Here is a 19,140-nt window from a genome sequence, read left to right on the forward strand (position 1 = left end):
CCCATCGGGGCGGCCCGGGCGGAGAAAGGCGGAAGGGGACAATGGAGCGGGAGTACATTCACCTGGAAAATCTGCGGGAGCACAACCTGAAGGGGGTCTGCCTGGACATCCCCAAACGGGCAATCACCGTTTTTACCGGGGTGTCGGGGTCGGGCAAGTCCTCTCTGGTGTTTGACACCCTGGGGGCCGAGGCCCAGCGCCAGTTGGGGGAGACCTATTCGGCCTACGTGCAAAACCGGCTGCCCAAGTTCCCCCGGCCCAAGGCCGGGGTCATCTCCCACCTCTCCCCGGCGATCGTGGTGGGACAGAGCCGGTTGGGGGGCAGTTCCCGCTCCACCGTGGGCACCGCCACCGACTTACAGCCCCTGCTGCGCCTCCTCTTCTCCCGGGTGGGGCGCCCCCGCGCCGGGAGCGCGGGCTCCTTCTCCTTCAACGACCCTGAGGGGGCCTGCCCCGACTGCAACGGCCTGGGGGTCAAGACCGCCCTGCGGGAGGAATTGCTGCTGGACTTCGACCGCTCCCTCAACGAGGGGGCAATCCTCTTTCCCGTCTTCCCGGCCGGCTCCTGGTACTGGAAGACCTACGTCCTCTCGGGCCTCTTCGACTGCGACAAGCCCCTGCGCGACTACACCCCCGAGGAACTGCAGACCCTCCTCCACGGCAAGCCGGGGGCCAAGGTGGAACTGCCCTCCAAGTCGGGCCCCTTTGTCTTTGACTACGAGGGACTGGTGGAGAAGATCACCCGCCTCTTCATCCTCCGCAAGCAGGAAAACCTCTCCCAGCGGGTGAAGGAACAGATCGCCCCCTTCCTTCACAGCGGCCCCTGTCCCACCTGCCACGGCGACCGCTACTGCCAGCGGGTGCTCGCCTGCAAGATCGACGGGCGCAACCTGGCCGACTGGTGCCGGATGGAGGTGGACGAGCTCCTCCCCCTGGTGCGCTCCCTCAAAGGCGAGGTGGAGGCCCCTATCGCCGCCGCCATTGCCGAAAAGCTGCAGCAGCTGCAGGACGTGGGGCTGGGCTACCTCAACTTAGGGCGGGAGACCGCGACCCTCTCGGGCGGGGAGAGCCAGCGGGTGAAGATGGTGCGCCACCTGGGCAGCACCCTCTCCGACCTGCTCTACATCTTCGACGAGCCCAGCATCGGCCTCCACCCCCGGGACCTGCCCTTTCTCGGCCGTCTCTTTGCCGGGCTGCGCGACCGGGGGAACACGGTGCTGGTGGTGGAGCACAGCCGCGAGGTGATGGCCATGGCCGACTGGGCGGTGGACATCGGCCCCGGGGCGGGGGAACAGGGGGGCGAGGTGGTCTACCAGGGCCCCCCGGCCGGCCTGGTGGGCTGCGAGAGCGCCGCCGGCCGCGCCCTGCGCCAACCCCTGCGGCTGGCACGGCCCCGCCCGCTGGGGGAGTGGCTGCCCCTGGAAGCGGGGCGGGAAAACAACCTGACTGGCTTTTCCACCGCCTTCCCCAAGGGGGCGGTCACCGCCCTCTGCGGCCCGGCGGGCTCGGGGAAGAGCACCCTGGCGCGGGCCTTCTGCCGCCAGTACCCCGAGGCGGTGCTCATCGACCAGGGGGGGATCGGCGCCTCCCCCCGCTCCACCCCCGCCACCTACACCAAGCTCTTCGACGAGATCCGCGCCCTCTTCGCCGCCGCAAATGGGGTGCCCGCCGCCCGCTTTTCCTTCAACTCCAAAGGCGCTTGCCCCGACTGCAAGGGCGCGGGCTACGTCTACACCGACCTGGCCTTTTTGGAGCCGGTGCGCACCACCTGCAAGACCTGCCAGGGCCGCCGCTTTGGGGAGGAGGTGCTCGCCTACACCCTGCGGGGCAAGAACATCGCCCAGGTGCTGGAACTCTCGGTGGAGGAGGCGCTGGACTTTTTCACCGAGCCCAAGGTGGTCCGCTCCCTGCGGCTGCTGCAGGAGGTGGGGCTGGGCTACCTCTCCCTGGGTCAGCCGGTGAGCACCCTCTCGGGCGGCGAGTGCCAGCGCCTCAAGCTGGCCGCCCAGCTGCGCAAGAAAAGCCCCCTCTACCTCTTCGACGAGCCCACCGCCGGGCTGCACATCTCCGAGGTGGAACGGCTGCTGGCCATCTTCCGCCGGCTGACCGGGCAGGGGAGCACGGTGCTGGTCATCGAGCACGACCTGCAGGTGGTCGCCCAGGCCGACTGGGTGCTGGAACTGGGCCCCGGCAGCGGCAGGCGGGGGGGCGAATTGGTCTTTGCCGGCACCCCCGTCCAGTTGGCAGAAGAGAAGACCGCCACCGGCCTCTGCCTGGGGGAGGCCCTCCTGTAAAAAAGGGGTTGACCTTGCCACTGTGGCAAGGTGTATGCTGGTTCCGCGGTTCGAACCAGTACGACGATCGACAGGAGGATGCCATGTACACCATCGGCGAGTTTTCCAGGCTGACCCGGGTCTCGGCCCGCATGCTGCGCCACTACGACCAGTTGGGGCTGCTCCGCCCCGCCCGGGTGGGGGCGGACAACGGCTACCGCTACTACGAGGCGGCCCAGCTGCGGGACCTGCTGCGGCTGTCCCCGCAGGATCTGTCCGGCCGGGTGCGGGCGCGGTATGCCCAGGCCCTTGCCGAGCTGCGGGAGCTACAGCACTCCCTTCGCCTGATGGAGGCGTGCATCCGCGACGCGGAGGGAACCAATATGAGCCAATCGGTTAGCAAGGTCATTGTCATGGAGACGCCGGCCCAGCGGGTGCTGAGCCTGCGCCGCAAAATCGCCATCGGCGAGGTGCACCAGCTCTTTGCCGACCTCTACCGCCAGGCGGCAGAAAAGGGGCTGCGCCGCTGCGGCGTCACCCAGCTGCTCTTCCACGGCGAGGAGTTTCGCTCCGACGAGATGGACGCCGAGGCCCAGGTGGAGGTCTCCGGTGAGGCCGAGGGGGTGTCGCTGCGGCCGGCCATGCGCTGTGTGGCGGCGACCTACACCGGCCCCTACGAGGGGATCCACGCCGCCTATGACGCGGTCTGCAGCTATCTGGCCGCCCACCCCGAGTGGCGGGTCTGCGGCCCCTCGGTCGAGCGCTACATCCGCGACGAGGGGATGGTCTCCGACCCGGCAGAGCTGGTGAGCGCCGTCCTCTTCCCGGTGGAGCGGGCGGAGTGACCGCCCTTTGAGAGAAGAGAGGGGGGCGGCCCGGCAGTTTTGGCTGGGCCGCCCCCCTCTTTGCCGCCCCCAAAAGCGCCGAAAAACCAGCGCGGGCTGTGGCCGTGTCTTGGCGGCGGGGGTATAATGGAAAAAAGAGACCGCCTGCCCCGGCCAGAGCGGGGCGGGCGGCGAGAAGGGTGGAGTGCGAGATGAAGGTCTTGTATCACGTGGACCAGGTGGAAGCCTGGCAGCTGGCGGCGGGGAACGCCCTGAATATGGAGGACTACTGCCGGCGGGAGGGGATCGCCTGCCAGATGGAGCTGGTGGCCAACGGCCCGGCGGTGAAGGGGCTGGTGGAGGCAGCCGCGCCCTACCTCTCCACCCTGGCGGAGCTGGCCCAGGGGGGAACGGTGGTGGCCGCCTGTCAAAACGCCCTGCGGGCCAACCAGATCGACCCCCAGCAGCTGCCCGACTTTGTGCGGGTGGTCCCCGCCGGGGTGGTGGAGATCGCCCAAAGGCAGGAGGAGGGCTTCTCCTACATCAAGCCCTGACAGGGGTTTTGGGCAAAGAGCGCCCCGACGGCCGCATTTGGTCGCCGGGGCGCTCTCTTTTTGTTTAAAAGGGGTTCAGTCCTCGCGGGGGAGGAGGGAGGGGCGGTACGGCTCCCCCGACATCTCGCCGGTGTAGAGGGCAAACTGGTTTTTGCCCCGACTCTTGGCGGTGTAGAGGGCCCGGTCGGCCCGCTGCAACAGGGATTTATAGCTCTGCCCGTCGGCGGGGTAGCGCACACAGCCCACGCTGGCAGAGATGCCGGGCTCCCGCTCGCCCAGCTCCTCGCAGAAGAAGCGGCAGACTTCCCCCGCCTTTTTGGCCAGCAGGTCCTCCCCGTTCATCCCCTCCAGAAAGACGGCGAATTCGTCGCCGCCGATGCGGGCCACCATGTCGGTGGCCCGCAGCTTTTGGGGCAGCTTGTCGGCGATTTCCTGCAGCAGCCGATCCCCCGCCAGGTGGCCCTTGGTGTCGTTGACCGCCTTGAAGTTGTCCAAATCCACAAAGAGGAGGGAGAAGGGCTGCCCCGCCGGGCTGCAGATGGCCTCGGCCACCCGGGCCTCTAGGGCCTGGCGGTTGTAGAGGCCGGTCAGGTAGTCGTGCATGGCCTGCTGCCGCCAGCGCGCCGACTCCCGCTTGAGCTCGTCGATGCTGGAGAGCTTGCCCATGTAGCCGGTGCAGACCTGGCCGCTCTCCCCCTCCCAGAGGGAGCGCATGTAGAGTTCAAACCAGACCCGCCGCCCGCCCCGCACGGTCAGCTGCACCTCGGTGCGGTAGAGGGCGTTTTCCGGGGTAAGGGCCGCCAGTTCCCCCTCGATGCGCCGCAGGTCCGCAGGAGAGATCTGCCCGGCCCGGCGCAGGTGATCCCTGGCGTGGAGGGTGCGCAGGCTGTCGGAAAACACCTCCTGGTACTTTTCAGTGAACTTCACCGAATCGCTCTGCCGGTCGTAGTCAAAGAGGATCTCCCCCGACATCTCCGAAAGCCAGTGGTACTTCTGTCGCTCCCTCTCCAGCAGGGCCAGGGTGCGGTCGCTGAGCTGCTGTGCCTCGGGCGGGTGGTAGCCGCCGGGCCGCCGCAGGTCAATGGGCGGGGCGGAGGGGGTGGCGTCCGACCCGTCCTGCAGGTAGAGGGCCTGGTGCAATTCGTCCGCACAGCGCAGAAAGAGGCCCAGGAGCAAGGGGTTGAAGGCGCCGCACTCCCCGCTGCGGATCATGGACACCGCCACCGGGTGGGGGTAGGGCTTTTTGTAGACCCGCTCGCTCACCAAAGCGTCGTAGACGTCGACCAGGGAGACCACCTGCGCCCAGAGGGGGATGTCGCCGCCGGCCAGCCCGTCGGGGTAGCCCAGTCCGTCCCACCGCTCGTGGTGGTAGCGGCAGATGTCGTAGCAGTAGCGAAAGAACGCCTGTTCCTGAAAGAAGGGGATCCTCTCGAGGATCTCGCAGCCGTAGACGGTGTGGTTTTTCATCTCCTCGAACTCGTCAGCGGTGAGGCGGCCGGGCTTGTTGAGGATGTAGTCGGGGATGAGGATCTTGCCGATGTCGTGCATGGCGGCCGCGCTGGACACCATCTCGATCTCCTCTGCGGTGAGGCGGTAGCCAGGGGACTCGGCGGCCAGCAGCTGCAAGAGCATCCGGGTGGCCTGGCGGATCCGGCGCACGTGTTGGCCCGACTCGCCGCTGCGAAACTCGATGACCGAGCTGAGCATGTCGATGATGGAGGCGTTGGTGGTGCGCAGTTTTTCCGACTGGGCCTTGATGGTCTGCACCTGCTCCTCCACCAGCTGGGCCAGCTGGTTGCGCCCGCGAAAGAGCTCCACCGCGTTGTCCACCCGCTTGCGCACGATGGAGGGGTCAGTGATGGGCTTGCTGATGACGTCCATCACCCCGCTCTCGTACCCCTGCAGGGCGATGTCGGCCGAGGTTTCGGTGGTGATGAGGAAGACGGGGATGCTCTCCAGCAGCCCCTGGCGGGCCAGCTCTTCCAACACCCCAAAGCCGTCGAGCTCGGGCATCACCAGATCCAGCAGCAGGGCAGCCAGCCGGTCTTTCTGCCGGGCGACGGCCTCCAGGGCCTGGCAGCCGTTCTCCGCCTCCTCGATCCGGTATTCCCGGTAGAAGATCTCTCGCAGGATGGCGCGGTTGAGCTCGGAATCATCGACAATCAAAAGGGTGTCGCGGCAGGGTGTCTGCACGGGCAGTCCCTCCTCTCCAGGCAATTTTGGAGGCAGTTTTAGCAGTCGCAGCGGGCGATGGCCGCCAGGACGTCGCGGTGACGGGCGCACACCCCGTCCAGCAGGGGGGAGAGGTCGCTCCCCGCCGCCCCCTGGCGCAAAGCGGCGACCAGGTCCGCGGCGGCCTGCGCCAGTTCGGCAAAGCCCAGGTTGGCGGCAACCCCCTTTAGGGTGTGGGCGGCCCGCTCGACCGCCGGCCAGTCCTCCCCGGCCGCCGCCTTCTCGAGAAGGGACATGTTTTCGTCCTGGGGGAATTTGAGGACGAATTTCTGGTAGAGGGCGCGATTGCCCATAAACCGGCGCAGGGTCTGTTCTTCGTCCGCCACCACCGGGCGCAGGGCCTCCATCAACTCCATTTGAGCCACTTCCTTTTGCCGCCGGCGTCCAGCCGGCAGCAGTTTGTCACCATTATACATCAGATTGTGACAGGTTTCATCTATTTCTTTTGGTCCCCTTGCCCAGAATGGGGGTGCAGGGCGTGAAAGAGGGCGCGAAAGAGGACGGGCGGGTCCACCGGCTTGGTCAGATAGTCGCTCATCCCCGCCAGTTTGGCCCGCTCCACCTCTTCCCGAAAGGCGTTGGCGGTCATGGCGATGATGGGGACGGCGGCCGCGTCCGGCCGGGGCAGGGCGCGAATGCGCTCGGTGGCCTCCAGCCCGTCCATCACCGGCATGCGGATGTCCATCAGCACCGCCCGGTAAAAGCCGGGCGCGCTCTGGGAAAAGCGCTCCACCGCCTCGGCCCCGTCGGCGGCGGTGTCCACCTTTAGACCCCGGCTGTGCAGCAGGGCCAGGGCGATCTCCCGGTTGATTTCGTTGTCCTCCACCAGGAGAAGGCGCTCCCCGGCAAAGGTGGGCTCTTCCTCGCGGTGGGGGCGGGCCTCCTCGCGGCGGGGCTCTGCCGGCGCCAGGGGCAGGGTGACGGTGAAGGTGGTGCCCCGGCCCAGCTCGCTCTCCACCGAGATTTGGCCGTCCATCAGGTGGGTCAGGTTGCGGGCGATGGTCAGTCCCAGGCCGCTGCTCTCTAAGTTGCGCCCGCCGTCGGGCGCCTCCTGCTCAAAGGGCTCGTACATCCGCTTGAGAAAGTCCTTGGACATCCCCCGACCGCTGTCAGCCACCCGAAAGCGGACCGCCGGCTTGCCGCCGGGCCCCTCGACCGGGGCGGCCTCCAGGGAGACGACGCCCCCCTCGGGGGTGTACTTGAGGGCGTTGGAGAGCAGGTTTATCAGGATCTGGTTGAGGCGCAGGGCGTCCCCCAGGTAGGCTGGGGCCAGCTCCGCGGCCGAGATGGAGAAGCGCTGTCCCCGCTCCCGCGCCTGGGGGGCGCAGACGGCCTCGATCCCCTGCAGGAAGGGGGCGGTGTCGAAGGGCTCGCGCGCGATGTGCATCTTCCCGCTCTCGATTTGGGACATGTCCAGCACGTCGCTGATGAGGGTGAGGAGGAATTTGGCCGAGACGTCGATTTTTTCGAGGCAGTCGGCCACCTTCTCCCCCTCTCCCAGGCTGTCCTTGGCAATGCGGGTCATGCCGATGATGGCGTTCATGGGGGTGCGGATGTCGTGGCTCATCCGCGAGAGGAACTCGGTCTTTGCCCGGTTGGCCCGCTCGGCCAGTTCCAGCGCGTCCATCAGGGCGGTGCGGCGGCGCTCCTCCTGCCGCTTGGCCTCGTCCATGTCCTTGAGGTAGAACATCACCCGGCAGCTCCCGGGCTCCCGGCTGAGCTCCTGTGCCTGCATCGAGTACCAGCGGTAGTCGCCGCCCGGCGAGGGGCGGCGCAGGGCCTCCAGGTAGACCTCCTTCCGGCCGCGGGCAAAGGCCCGCTTGAGGGCATCGGGGGCAAAGGACTGCAGGTAGGCCTCCCGGTCGTTGGGGTGCACCAGGTGTTCCACCGTCCAGTGAAAGTTTTCCGCCAGGGGGCGCGGCAGGGGCGACGGGGTCAGAACGCCGTTTTGCCGGCTCCACAAAAAGACCTGGTCGGTCTCCAAGTCCCCCTCAAAGACCGCGTCGTAAAAGGCGCTCACCGCCGAGGAGAAGCGCAGGTCGGCCTCCCGCTGCTGCTCCTGCGCGGTCTTGAGCTGGTGCACGTCCCGGTAGACCAGCAGCACCTTTCGGTCCTCGTCGACGCGGTTTTCCAGGCGGACCATGGTCATCTCCACCCAGCGGTACCGGCCGTCGCGCCCCTTGCGCCGCAGGGTGCGCATCACCCGCTGGGCCCCCTCCGCCAGCTGGCGGCGGATGTTTGCCAGCGAGAAGGCGGCCAGGAAGAGGGGCTGGTCGTCGGGGTGGATCACCTGCCGGCAGTAGAGCGCGTTGGCCGCCTCAAAGGCCCCTTCGGGGGGGATGGGCCCCCAGGTGGCGTCGGATTTGCGCAGCAGATAGCGGTCCTGGGTGACGTTGAGGGTGACGCACTCCTCAAAGAGGGCGGTCACTCCGGTGGTGAACTCCTCTCTGGCCTGCTCCATCTGCTTGCGCGCGTCGATGGTGGCGGTGAGCAGCAGGGCCACCACCTCGCCCCCGGCCTGGCGCAACAACTGCACCCCTGTCATGGCCACCCAGTGGTAGCGCCCGTCGGTCCCCCTGCGGCGAAATTCGCCCCCGACAGAGGTCTGCCCGGCGGCAAAGGTCGCCAGCAGGCCCTCCGGCCCCAGGGTGTGGGCAAAGGCAGCCCGGTCCGACGGGTGGATGTTGGCGAGCACCTGCCGATAGGCCGTCTCCTCCCCGCGGGCAATTGGAGGGTAGGTGCCGCGGCTCTTGGCGTAGACCATCTGGCGGCGGGAGATGTTGGTGCAGATCACCTCGTCGTAGATCTGGTTGAGGGCCACTTCCAGGCTGCCGTCGGCAATCTGCCCCCGGGTCTCGGCCGCCCGCACCTCCTCCACGTCCTGCAGGGCCATCAACAGGGTGTCTTTTTGCCCCCGGAAGTGGGAGAAGGAGAGCTCCTTCCAGCGAAGGGAGCCGTCTCTCTCCAGGGCCTGCAGGTAGAGGGCGCGCGCCTCCTGCCCCTCAAGCCCCGCCAAAATCGACTCCGGCCGCAGCGCCGCCGCCATCCGCTCCCGGTCCCGGGGGCAGACCGAGCGGGCGACAAAGGCGCGGGCGGCTGGCGCAAAGTTCCCCCCGTCCAGGGCGAAGAGGCCGCTGTCGTCCCGGTAGACGCAGTGGCACTGCCAGCCGGGCAGGTCGATGACCGCCAACAGCTGGTAGTCCCGGCTGCCCACAAAGTTGCAGACTTGCTGCAAGAGGGCGCGGCGGCCCTCCTCCTCTTTCAGGCGGCCGATGTCCTGCAGGGTGCCCACAACCTGCACCGCCCGGCCGCCCTGGTACACGGCGTCCCCCTGGTATAAAAACCAGGAGAAGGCGCTCTCGCCGGGCCGGATCACCCGCACCTCGGCCCGGTGGATTTCTCCGGCCATCATCGCCCGCACCTTTTCCAGGTCGTCGGGGTGAACGGCACCCGCCTCTTCCAGGCCTTTTAGGTAGTGGGGGAGCACCTGTTGGGCCCCATCTGCGCCCCCCTTGCGGGCGGTGAAGGTGTCGCTGTCCAGGTCGTAGACAAAGAGGACGTCCGCCGAACGCTCCACCGCCAACTGGTATTGGGCCTGTTCCCGCTCCCTCTCCTGCTGGGCCTCTCGGCGCAGGGTCACGTCCAGCAAAACCGCCAGGTAGATGGGGAAATCGCCCTCTCCGCCCACCCGGCGCCCCTCCAGGTGCATCCAGAAGGGCTGTCCGTCCTCCCTCGCCATCCGGCACTCGGCGCGCAGGGGAAGCCCCTGGCGATGCTGTGCCTCCAGGGTCTGGCGCAGGGCCTCCCGCTCTTCGGGCAGGGCCAGCGCCAGCAGCCCCCGGCCCGCCGCGTCCGCCGGCAGGCCCAACAGGGTGTGAAAGTCGCGGTTTGTCTCCAGCAGGGGCAGTTCCCCCGCCAGCGCGAACTTGGCGATCCCGCCGGGCAGGCTGTCGTAGGTGGCCTCCCGGTCCCGCTCCAGCTGGCGCCGCTCGGTCACGTCCACCGCGGTGCCGAAGTAGATGGGGCAGCCCCCTTTGTCCCCCACGCAGGAGGCCTGGCCGCGGTACCACCGGGTCTGTCCCTCCTGGCTCACCGGGACCTCCAGCTCCACCGTGGCCCGCCGGGCGGCCGCCCGGCACACCTGTGCGGTGAGTTCGTCCCGCAGGGGCGCGGGCAGCTGGGCGAACATCCCCTCGCGGGACTCCCGCTCCCCGACGCCGAAGAGCTCGCGGTAGCGGCGGCTGGCCTCCAACAGGAGCGCCTGCCCGCCCTCCACCAGAAACTTGGCGGTGAGGCCGCCGGCGTTCTCGGTCGCCACCGCGAAGGAGCTCTCCAGCTCCTCCTGCGCCTGCTTTTCCAAATCGATGTTGCGGCAGAGGGTGATCTGCCACTGGTCCTCCCCCTGGGCGCAGGGGAGGGGGAGGACCCGGGTCTCGGTCCAGTGGTAGACCCCGTCGTCCCCCAGCTGCAGGTGCTGCATATAGCGCTCCTGCGCCCCCTCGGCAAAGGCCTCGAGCAGATTTTCCCGGGAAAAGGTGCGGCGGAACTCCTCCCGGTAGAGGGGGTGCATGGTGGAAGCGCCCACCTCGATGAGCTGGTCAAAGCAGCCCTCCTCGGCGGCCTGGCGGGTGTCAAAGTGCTCGTAGGCCACCATGGCGTAGCGGTTTTGGGTCAGATTCACCGAAATCACCATGGGGTAGACCTTGGCCATGACCGCCGTCAGCCGCTCTCGCTCGGCTGCCGCCTCCCGCTGGGCCGGGGTGGGGACCCGAGGCGAGGCGCAAATCAGGCAGGCGGGCTCCTCCCCCCAGAACAGGGGGGAGAAACTCACCTCCATCTCCGGCCCAAAGGGGGTGTCGGCGACAAGGGAACAGGTCTCTGCCGCCTGCCACCCGGCGGGGCGGCGGTCGGCCAGCGCAGGCCAGAGAGCGGCCAGCGGCGCTCCCTTCCCGGCGGCGGGAAGGGCCTTTTGAAACCGGTCGTTGAGGTAGAGGATGCGCCCGTCCTTCCGGGCGGCAACACAGGCAAATAGGCCTGCCAGTTGGTCGAGCAGCGCAGCTGCAGACAGTCCATCCAAAGAAAACACCCCTTTGCTCCGCCCCTGTGGGCGGCGGACTCTCCGGCGCGCGCGCCGGCTGGTTGGCGGATGAGCGGCAAGTCTGTTGAAAAAGCGGCTGCCCGGCTGTGGCAGACGCCCTGAAAAGGGCCTCACAGTGTTCTGTTCCCATTGTACTTCCCCGCCGCATACACTGTCAATTGACCGCCGCGATTTCCCGCTCGGCAAAGAGGCGGTTGCAGCCCCGCCCCCGCCGGTGCTATACTGGGGCAAAACCGGCCCTTCGCCCGCGGCGGCGGGGGGCGAGAGGGGAGAGAGGGGCAGATGCAGTTTGGCCACACCATTCCGCTTCAACGCCGGTTGGGGGTGCGGGGCCTTCCGCCCCCGGCGGCGCAGGACCTGGCTTTTTGCTGGGACCTGCACCGGGTCCCCCTGGCCGGGCGGGAGGGGCTGCTGGGGGTCAACGCCTCCAGCCGGCTGGCCTTTTTTTGCTGGGGCCTGGGCCCCGGGCAGTGGGGCAATCTTCCCGCCTTTGCCCTGGGGCAGGTGGGCCGCCTTTTGCGGTCTGTCGGCGTCCCGCCCGCGGCGGTGGAGCGCTACTTGGCCCTGGCGGGCCCGCCGGTCTGCACCCGCACCCACGGGCGCCGGCCGGTGGCCTTTTTGAACCGAGCGGTGGACGCGCTCTTTGCCACGGGGGTCCAGCCCGACCCTGCCGATCTGCCCCAACCCCTGCTGGAAGAGGCCCTCAACAGCGGGTGTTGCCGGGCGGCGGGCTTTCCCGAAAAGGGGCGGCCCCGCGATTTTTTTCGCGCCGATCTGGCCCGGCTGTTGGGCGGCCCGGCGGATGGGAGAGAGGGGGAGAGACCATATGTTGGTGTCGACTAGAGGGCGGTACGCCCTGCGGGTGATGATCGACCTGGCCGAGCAGGACGGGGAGGAGTTCACCCCCCTTAAAGAGATTGCCGCCCGGCAGGAAATTTCGGAAAAGTACCTGGAGAGCATTGTCAAGGCCCTTGCCGCAGACGGTCTGCTGCGCGGCCGGCGGGGGAAGGGGGGAGGCTATCGGCTGGCCCACCCGCCGGAGGAGATCTCGGTGGGCAGCATCCTCCGCCTCACCGAGGAGAGCTTGGCCCCGGTGGCCTGTCTGGCCCCCGGCCAACAGCCCTGTCCCCGCGCTGCAGGCTGCCGCACCCTCCCCCTCTGGCAGGCCCTCGACGAGCTGATTGCCGGTTACCTCGACGGGGTCTCGGTGGCCGACCTGGCGGCGGCAAGCCGGCCGGCTGCTCCCTGAAATACCCATTGACAAAGGGCGGTTTCAGCGGGTATACTGACACCACCCAATAAACATACCAAGAAAGTAGGTTGATCTCATGGTTCGATTCGCCCGGTTTGCCACAGCCCCCTCTGCCCCCTGCGCAGGGCGCTGTTGTCGCTGCTGTCGATAGCCCCGACGGGGCAGAGCGAACGCACGCCGCAAACGACGAACGGACACAGGAGGTCTACAAGATGAAAAAAATATACCAGTCCCTCGACCAGCTGGTGGGGCGCACCCCTCTGCTGGAACTCACCCAGATCGAGCGGGAGTACAAATTGGAGGCCAAGCTGGTCGCCAAACTCGAGGGGTTCAACCCCGCAGGATCGGTCAAGGACCGCATTGCCAAGGCCATGATCGAGGACGCCGAGGCCCACGGCCTGCTGGGCCCCGGCTCGGTCATCATTGAGCCCACCTCGGGCAACACCGGCATCGGCCTCGCCTCGGTGGCCGCCGCCAAGGGCTACCGGGTCATCATCGTCATGCCCGAGACCATGTCGGTGGAGCGCCGCCAGCTCATGGCCGCCTACGGGGCCGAGCTGGTGCTCACCGAGGGCGCGGGGGGGATGAAGGCGGCCATCGCCAAGGCCAGAGAGCTGGCGGCCCAGATCGAGGGCAGCTTCCTCCCCGGCCAGTTTGAAAACCCCGCCAACCCGGCCGCCCACCGGGCCACCACCGGCCCCGAGATCTGGGAGGACACCGACGGCCAGGTGGACATTTTCGTCGCCGGGGTGGGCACCGGCGGCACCATCACCGGGGTGGGCGGCTACCTGAAGGAGAAAAATCCCGCCCTGCAGGTGGTGGCGGTGGAGCCCGCCTCCTCCCCTGTGCTGGCGGGGGGGAGCGCCGCCCCCCACAGGATCCAGGGCATCGGCGCGGGCTTTGTCCCCCCGGTGCTGGACACCGCTGTCTACGACGAGATCGTCCCGGTGCAGGACGCCGACGCCTTTGCCGCCGCCCGGGCGGTGGGCCGGCGGGAGGGCCTGCTGGTGGGCATCTCCTCCGGCGCCGCCGTCTGGGCGGCCATCCTCCTGGCCAAGCGGGCGGAGAACCGGGGCAAGACCGTCGTCGCCCTGCTGCCCGACACCGGCGACCGCTACCTCTCCACCCCCCTCTTTGGCGGGGAGGAAACACCCCGGTAGCCACCCGGTCAACAGAGTCAAGTCAAAAGACGAGCGCCGCGCCCCACTGAGGGGGCGCGGCGCTCGTCTGTCGACAGGGGGTGAGAGGGAGGAAGTCCCGCCGCCTGAACCGCCGCGGTCCGGGACCCCCGCTGCGCCGGCAGGACCGGCCGTCGGGGCTATCGCTTCGGCCCCTCCCCGTCGCCGTACAGGGCAAAGCCGCCCTTGCTGCTCTGTTTGACGGCGTAGAGGGCCGTGTCGGCGTGCCGGTAAAGGCTGCCGAAGTCCCGCCCGTCCGCCGGGGCCAGGGCGATGCCGATGCTGGCCGAGAGGGGGCAGGCCCCCTCGTCCAGGGCCAGGGGCTGATTGAGGATCGCCAGGATCTCGCGGGCCTTCTGCTCTGCGGCCGCCCGGTCGGGCAGGGCGAGGAAGACGGCGAACTCATCCCCGCCGATCCGCCCCACCACATCCCCCTCTCGGAAGGCGCCCTTCAGGCTCTGGGCGAAGTGGAGGATCACCCGGTCCCCCACGGCGTGGCCAAAGCGGTCGTTGACCTGCTTGAAGTTGTCGATATCCACAATGAAGAAGGCGCGCGGCTGTCGTCCACCGCCCTCCAGCAGATGTTGGATTTTCGCCTGGGTGGCGGTCTTGTTGAGCAGCCCTGTCATCGGGTCTCGCTGGATCTGGTCGAGCACCTGCTTTTCCTGCCGCTTCATGGTGTCGATGTTTTGCCGGTAGGTGAACATGTGGATGGACTGGTCCTCTTTCCAGAGGACGATCTGGGCCACGATCCGCATCCAGTAGTAGTGCGACCCGTCGGTGGAAATCATAAAGTCGTACTGCAAGCTCTCCTCCCCCCGGCGATAGGTGTCGATCACGTGTTCGGGGGCAAAGGTGTCGATGTACCCCTGGCGAAAGTCCTCCCGTATCTGCTTTTCCGCCACGATTTTCAGCGCCTCGTTGTAGGGGGTGCCGGGGGGGACGCCCAGGCTTTCAAAGTACTGCCGGGTCTCCAGGTTGGCCGCCCGGTTGTGGGTGATGTCCAGCTCGTAGATGTTTTCAAACAGCTGCTCGGTGGCCTCTTGAAAGATGGAGCGCCGCGCCTGTTCGGTGGAGCGGGTCAGCTCCACGATCCGCCGGTTGTAGGTGTGGATGATATAGGTGATGGCCAGGGTCACCGCCGCCACCACCAACAGGGCGATCAGCGCCCCCTCCACCATCTTGCCCTGCAGCTGCCGGGTCTGGACCGAGGTGTCGTTTTCCACCAGCAGGTACCAGGAGAGGCTGGGGATGTAGTGGCTGCCCACATAGAGCCGGCCCTCCTCCCCGTCGTACCAGAAGGCGTTGGCGTTCTCCCGGTCGGTGAGCAGGCTCTCCCGCAAGTCGGAGTAGGGGCGCACCGAAAACAGGTCGGTATGCTCGTAGCCGGTGTGGTCGGTGGCCACCTGGATGACGCCGTCCCTGTCCACCAGACAGGCGCGCAGGGAGAAGCGCTCCTCATATTCGCCCAGCAGCGACTGCAGGGTGGAGATGTCAAATCCCACCCCCACCACCCCCAAAGGGGTGCCGCCGCTGTCGGTGATCAGGCAGTTGATGAAGACGGTGATGGCGTCCCCCGCCGCCTGGTCGTTGTCCACGTTGAGGGAGCAGGGCTCGCCGGCGCGCAAAAAGTCGTAGTACCAGGCGTCCTCTTCGTTGCCGGGGGAGAGGATGCGGTCGATCCCGTCAAAGTGGTAGTAGCGGCCGGTGCGCGTCGAAACCAGAAAGACCGAGTCGTAGCCGTACTTCTCCCGATAGCTGTTGAGATAGGCGGTCAGGGTGGCGATGAACTCGGCGTCGTTCCGGCGCGCGCTTTCCTGGGTCAAAAGATCCTGCAGCAGGGTGTCGTTGGCCATGGTCAGCGACACCCCCATGGGCTTCATGAAAATCGACTCGATCTGGCGGTAGATCCCCTCGGAAGTCAGGGCGGTCACCTTTTCGGTGTCCCCTTCAAATACCCCCAGATTGGATCGGTAGCTCACGATCGAAGTGGCCAAAAAGCCCAAAATGATGATGGCACAGACAAAGAGATTGGTCTTCAGCAGCGCGCGGTTTGACGTCTCCCGCTTCATCGACCCCGCCTCCTCTCTTCCCGCTTTTCCCCATTATACATCAAAATAGGGGCGGCGGCGGATGAAAAAGCAGCGGCTTGAAGAAAAAACCGACAAAACGACAGCCAGATGCGGGTGTCCGGACCCGACTAGGGGGAGGCGACCCCCTCCCCGGCGGCAGAAAAATGGCCCGTGGGCCAGCGTGGGGAGAGGGGGGAGGGCCCCCCGAAGATGGCAAATCAAAAAAGCGGCTTGGTCGACCAAGCCGCTTTTTTTGCTCAAGCAGGGTGCGCCCGCCGGTTTCACCCGCGCGTGTGGGACAATGCCCGCCTGCACGTCATTGGCCTACGGCCAGCCCCTCAAGGGTTGCCGGTACGTCCACGAGGAGGATGACCCCCTCCTCTGTCGCGCAGACCTCGCGAATCAACAGCCGGTCGGAGAGCTCGCCGCAGTCCTCCTCCACGGCCCGGGCGGCGGAGAGGTCCAAGAGCACCGGCTTCTCCTCGGTGAGGATGCCGCAGAGATAGTCCCCGTGGCGAAGGAAGACGGTGACCGCGCGCCCGCCCTCCTCCGACCCGCAGCCCTCTTGCCCCGCCAACCGCCGCAGGCTGATGACCGGCGTGACGGTGCCCTTGTGGCTGCAAACGCCGCAGTAGTAGTCGGGCAGGCAGGGAAAGGGGGTGATCTGCACCCCCTGCACCGTCTCTGCCACGCACTCCAGTGCAATGCCGTAATAAAACCTGCCCAAGGGCAGGCAGAACACCTTGTCAGATGGCCGCTCGTTTGCTTGTATCATGTGTTGTATCCCTCCAGCGCCGCTTTGATTAGGTGCTCCGCGTCCAGAAGGGCGCAGATGCTGCCGTCGCCCAGGACACAGCTGCCGGTCATGCCGGTGCGCTGCTTGAAGTGGGGGCCGAACAACTTGGGCAGGGGTTTGGCCACCACGCTGCGCTGGCCGCCGATCTGGTCCACCAACAGGCAGGCCGAGCGGCTGGCCCCGTGGATGCTGAGAAGCTGTTGCGGGCTGTCTGCCGGGCGCGCCAGGGCGTACAGGTCACAAAGGGGGATGATTTGCCGGCAGCGGTCCTCATAGAGCCAGAGTTTTCGGCCGTTTTGCTCCCGGTAGAAGGGGCTCTCTTCTGAAAAGGAGAAGAAGCGGTCCACCTGATAGGCCGGCAGGGCAAAGGACTGCTTTCCCACCCGAAACAGCACCGCGTCGATGAGGGTCAGGCTCAGCGGCAGGTGCATGGTGACCTTGGTACCCTCCCCCTTTTTGCTCTCCATGCGCAGGTGTCCGCCAAAGCGCTCGATCATGTTGCGCACCACGTCCAGCCCCACGCCGCGGCCGGAATACTCAGAGGCGGTCTCCCGGGTGGAAAAGCCGGGGAGAAAGCAGAGTTCCAGCAGCTCTTCTTCGGTGTAGCTCTCCTCCGCCCGCCGCAACAGCCCCTTTTGGCGGGCGCGCCGCCGCAGCTGCTCCATGTCGATGCCCCGTCCGTCGTCGCTGACGGTGCAGACCACCTCGCCCCCCATGCAGGCAAAGCGGACCTCCACCTGTCCGGCCCTCTTTTTTCCCAGGGCCTCCCGCTCTTCAGGCGGTTCGATGCCGTGGTCGATGGCGTTGCGCAGCAGGTGCATCATGGGCTCGAAGATGCCGTCCACGATGTTTTTGTCCACCTCGACATCCTGGCCGTCGACGACGAAGGAGACCTCTTTTTTCTCTTTGGTGCAGATGTCCCGCACAATGCGGTTGAGCTTGGGCAAAAGGCCGCTGAAGGGCACCATGCGAATGGAGATGACGATGTCCTCCAGCTCGTCCAGCAGCCGCTCCAGCTGGTGGCGGGCGCCTTCGGGCAGGGGGGACTCCCCGCCGCCCCCGACCCCGACCCCAGCGGAGGCGACGAGCAGCTCCCCCATCAGGTTTTGCAGCTCGTCCAGCCGGTCCACCCGAACGCGGATGAACTGGCTGCCCGGCTCTGCCGGCGCGGTTGCCCCCGGCGCGGCGGCCTGCTCCCGCGGCGGGATCTCGTCCACCACCTGGCACTCCTCCACAAACAGGGCATTGCGCAGCCGCTCCATCACCTGTTCTCGATTTTCCGCCAGAAAGCGGATGTAAAACCCCTCTTGGCGGATGTACTCGGCCGTGCCGGGGTCTTTCTCCACGTTTTCGGGGTAGAGGTGGATTTCGCTGCACAGGGGGCGCACCTGTCGGGCCGCCATGAAGGCCCGGATGTTCTCCATCTTGCAGTCCTTTTCAAAGCGCAGGCGGACGATCGTCTGGCTGCCGCTGTTGAGTTTTTGGTGGAGGACCGCGATGCGAATGAGAAGCTCGGTCGCCTTGCTGGGCCGATACGACTCGCTCTGCATGGCCTTGAGCTCGTCGCGCACAAAGTCCGACACTGCAAAGACCAGGTCGAAGGTCTCCTCTTCCACCCCCTGCAGCTTCCCCGCGTCCCCCCGGAAGAGGTCGAACAAATCCTCCAACTTGTGGGCCAACTCCGACAGGTCCTGCAGCCCCATCATGGCGGAGGAGCTCTTGGTGGTGTGCATCACCCGGAAGATGCCGTTGATCTCCTCGCCCGTCAGGCTCCCCCGCTTCTCGGCCTCCAGCAAGATGGCGTCCAGCTGCTCCAAAAGCTGGCTGGTCTCCAGCAGGAACACGTCCAACATGGGCTTCATTTCGCCGTCAAAAAAAGACATGCCCATCCCTACCCTTCACAGTCGCTGTTCCAGACAGTGCAGTTTTTCCCGCTCTTCTTGCCGCAGTAGAGGGCGTGGTCGGCGCACTCCACATTCTGCTTGAAGCTCAAGTCCCTGCGGTAGGCGCAGAGCCCCATGGTCACGGTGCAGAAGAAGGTCACGTCGTTGTAGACGATGGGGAAGTCCGCGATCTCGCTGCGAATCTGCTCGGCCAGTTCCAGGGCTTCCTCCTTGCCGGCGCCCAGCAGGACGATGAGAAATTCCTCCCCGCCCCAGCGGGCCACCTTGTGGCGGCGGCACAGCCCCTCCATGATGCTGGAGAGGCAGACGAGCACCGTGTCCCCCGCGTCGTGGCCGTAGGAGTCGTTGATGCGCTTGAAGTTGTCCACATCCACCATGATCAGGGCGTCCTGCCGGTCGGACTCCGCCAGGTCCTGCGCCACCTTCTCCGAGAGGTAGTGCCGGTTGTAGAGGCCGGTCAGCTCGTCCCGGTAGACCATGGTGTTGAGCTTTTCCATGTTGGCCCGCAGCTCTTCGTTGAGAAGGGCGAGTTCGTCCCGCTGGCACTTGGTGTCCAGGTGGGCGAGGACGCGGGATTTCATCTCCTCCATGCGAAAGGGCTTTTTGATGTAGTCGCTGGCCCCCATGGAAAAGCCGCGGATCACGTCCTGTTCGCCGTCTTTGGAGGTGATGAAGACGATGGCGGCGCTGTTGCGGTCGCGCTCCTTGATCTTTCCGAAGAGCTCGTACCCCTCCATGTCGGGCAGGATGATGTCCAGCAAGATCAAGTCTGGGCAGCACTCTTCCATGCGGTCCAGGGCCTCCTGCCCGCTGTGTGCCACGTGAAGCTCCAGGTCCTCATTTTTCAGCGCGGTCTTGATCTGCTCGCAGACCATAAGGCTGTCGTCCACCGCCAGGACGGTGCGCTGTTTTCTCATTTTCATAGCACCAAACTCGCTTTCTCAACTCGCACTCACC

Annotated in this window: 13 protein-coding genes; 6 read left to right on the plus strand and 7 right to left on the minus strand. The window is 66.7% G+C overall.

Annotated features, from left to right (window positions below; translation table 11 throughout):
• Positions 1–41: 41 nt before the first annotated feature.
• The 3 genes from KQI11_RS11190 (at position 42) to KQI11_RS11200 (ending at position 3,651) form a co-directional block, all read left to right on the plus strand.
• Positions 42–2,294: an ATP-binding cassette domain-containing protein gene (locus KQI11_RS11190; protein WP_216402177.1), complete on the plus strand. Its 2,253-nt coding sequence runs from the start codon at positions 42–44 to the stop codon at positions 2,292–2,294.
• 83 nt (positions 2,295–2,377) lie between these two features.
• Positions 2,378–3,118 carry a MerR family transcriptional regulator gene (locus KQI11_RS11195; RefSeq protein WP_216402178.1) on the plus strand — a complete coding sequence of 247 codons (741 nt, stop codon included), beginning with the start codon at positions 2,378–2,380 and terminating at the stop codon, positions 3,116–3,118.
• Positions 3,119–3,309: 191 nt separating this feature from the next.
• Positions 3,310–3,651 carry a DsrE family protein gene (locus KQI11_RS11200; RefSeq protein ID WP_216402179.1) on the plus strand — a complete coding sequence of 114 codons (342 nt, stop codon included), beginning with the start codon at positions 3,310–3,312 and terminating at the stop codon, positions 3,649–3,651.
• 75 nt (positions 3,652–3,726) lie between these two features.
• On the opposite strand, the gene KQI11_RS11205 is transcribed toward KQI11_RS11200, so the two are convergent.
• From KQI11_RS11205 to KQI11_RS11215, 3 genes are all read right to left on the minus strand, one after another.
• On the minus strand, positions 3,727–5,844 hold the full coding sequence (locus KQI11_RS11205) for a diguanylate cyclase (protein ID WP_216402180.1): 2,118 nt from the start codon (positions 5,842–5,844) through the stop codon (positions 3,727–3,729).
• Between the two features lie 38 nt (positions 5,845–5,882).
• Entirely contained in the window at positions 5,883–6,239 is a 357-nt protein-coding gene (locus KQI11_RS11210; RefSeq protein ID WP_185916664.1) for an Hpt domain-containing protein, read from the minus strand.
• Between the two features lie 80 nt (positions 6,240–6,319).
• Positions 6,320–10,960 (minus strand): PAS domain S-box protein, encoded by a 4,641-nt coding sequence (locus KQI11_RS11215; RefSeq protein WP_216402181.1) that lies wholly within the window; start codon positions 10,958–10,960, stop codon positions 6,320–6,322.
• 303 nt (positions 10,961–11,263) lie between these two features.
• Here KQI11_RS11215 and KQI11_RS11220 point away from each other — a divergent pair, with 303 nt between their 5' ends.
• From KQI11_RS11220 to cysK, 3 genes are all read left to right on the plus strand, one after another.
• Positions 11,264–11,824, plus strand: a complete 561-nt coding sequence (locus KQI11_RS11220; RefSeq protein ID WP_216402182.1) for a DUF6933 domain-containing protein — start codon at positions 11,264–11,266, stop codon at positions 11,822–11,824.
• Complete coding sequence (locus KQI11_RS11225) at positions 11,808–12,230, plus strand: RrF2 family transcriptional regulator (protein WP_185916661.1); 423 nt, start codon at positions 11,808–11,810, stop codon at positions 12,228–12,230. The genes KQI11_RS11220 and KQI11_RS11225 overlap by 17 nt, the downstream gene beginning before the upstream one ends.
• Positions 12,231–12,445: 215 nt before the next feature.
• A complete protein-coding gene (gene cysK / locus KQI11_RS11230) occupies positions 12,446–13,393 on the plus strand; it encodes a cysteine synthase A (protein ID WP_216402183.1) in 948 nt (315 codons plus the stop codon).
• A gap of 158 nt (positions 13,394–13,551) precedes the next feature.
• Here the strand turns inward: cysK and KQI11_RS11235 are convergent, their stop codons facing one another.
• From KQI11_RS11235 to KQI11_RS11250, 4 genes are all read right to left on the minus strand, one after another.
• A complete protein-coding gene (locus KQI11_RS11235) occupies positions 13,552–15,483 on the minus strand; it encodes a sensor domain-containing diguanylate cyclase (protein WP_216402184.1) in 1,932 nt (643 codons plus the stop codon).
• A gap of 316 nt (positions 15,484–15,799) precedes the next feature.
• Positions 15,800–16,258: a chemotaxis protein CheW gene (locus KQI11_RS11240; RefSeq protein WP_216402185.1), complete on the minus strand. Its 459-nt coding sequence runs from the start codon at positions 16,256–16,258 to the stop codon at positions 15,800–15,802.
• Positions 16,255–18,168 carry a chemotaxis protein CheA gene (locus KQI11_RS11245; RefSeq protein ID WP_286172742.1) on the minus strand — a complete coding sequence of 638 codons (1,914 nt, stop codon included), beginning with the start codon at positions 18,166–18,168 and terminating at the stop codon, positions 16,255–16,257. The genes KQI11_RS11240 and KQI11_RS11245 overlap by 4 nt, the downstream gene beginning before the upstream one ends.
• A gap of 2 nt (positions 18,169–18,170) precedes the next feature.
• Positions 18,171–19,106, minus strand: a complete 936-nt coding sequence (locus KQI11_RS11250; protein ID WP_185916656.1) for a GGDEF domain-containing response regulator — start codon at positions 19,104–19,106, stop codon at positions 18,171–18,173.
• Positions 19,107–19,140: the final 34 nt, after the last annotated feature.

It is taken from the genome of Acetanaerobacterium sp. MSJ-12, from assembly GCF_018917875.1.
Taxonomy (GTDB): Bacteria; Bacillota; Clostridia; order Oscillospirales; family Ruminococcaceae; genus Bittarella; species Bittarella massiliensis.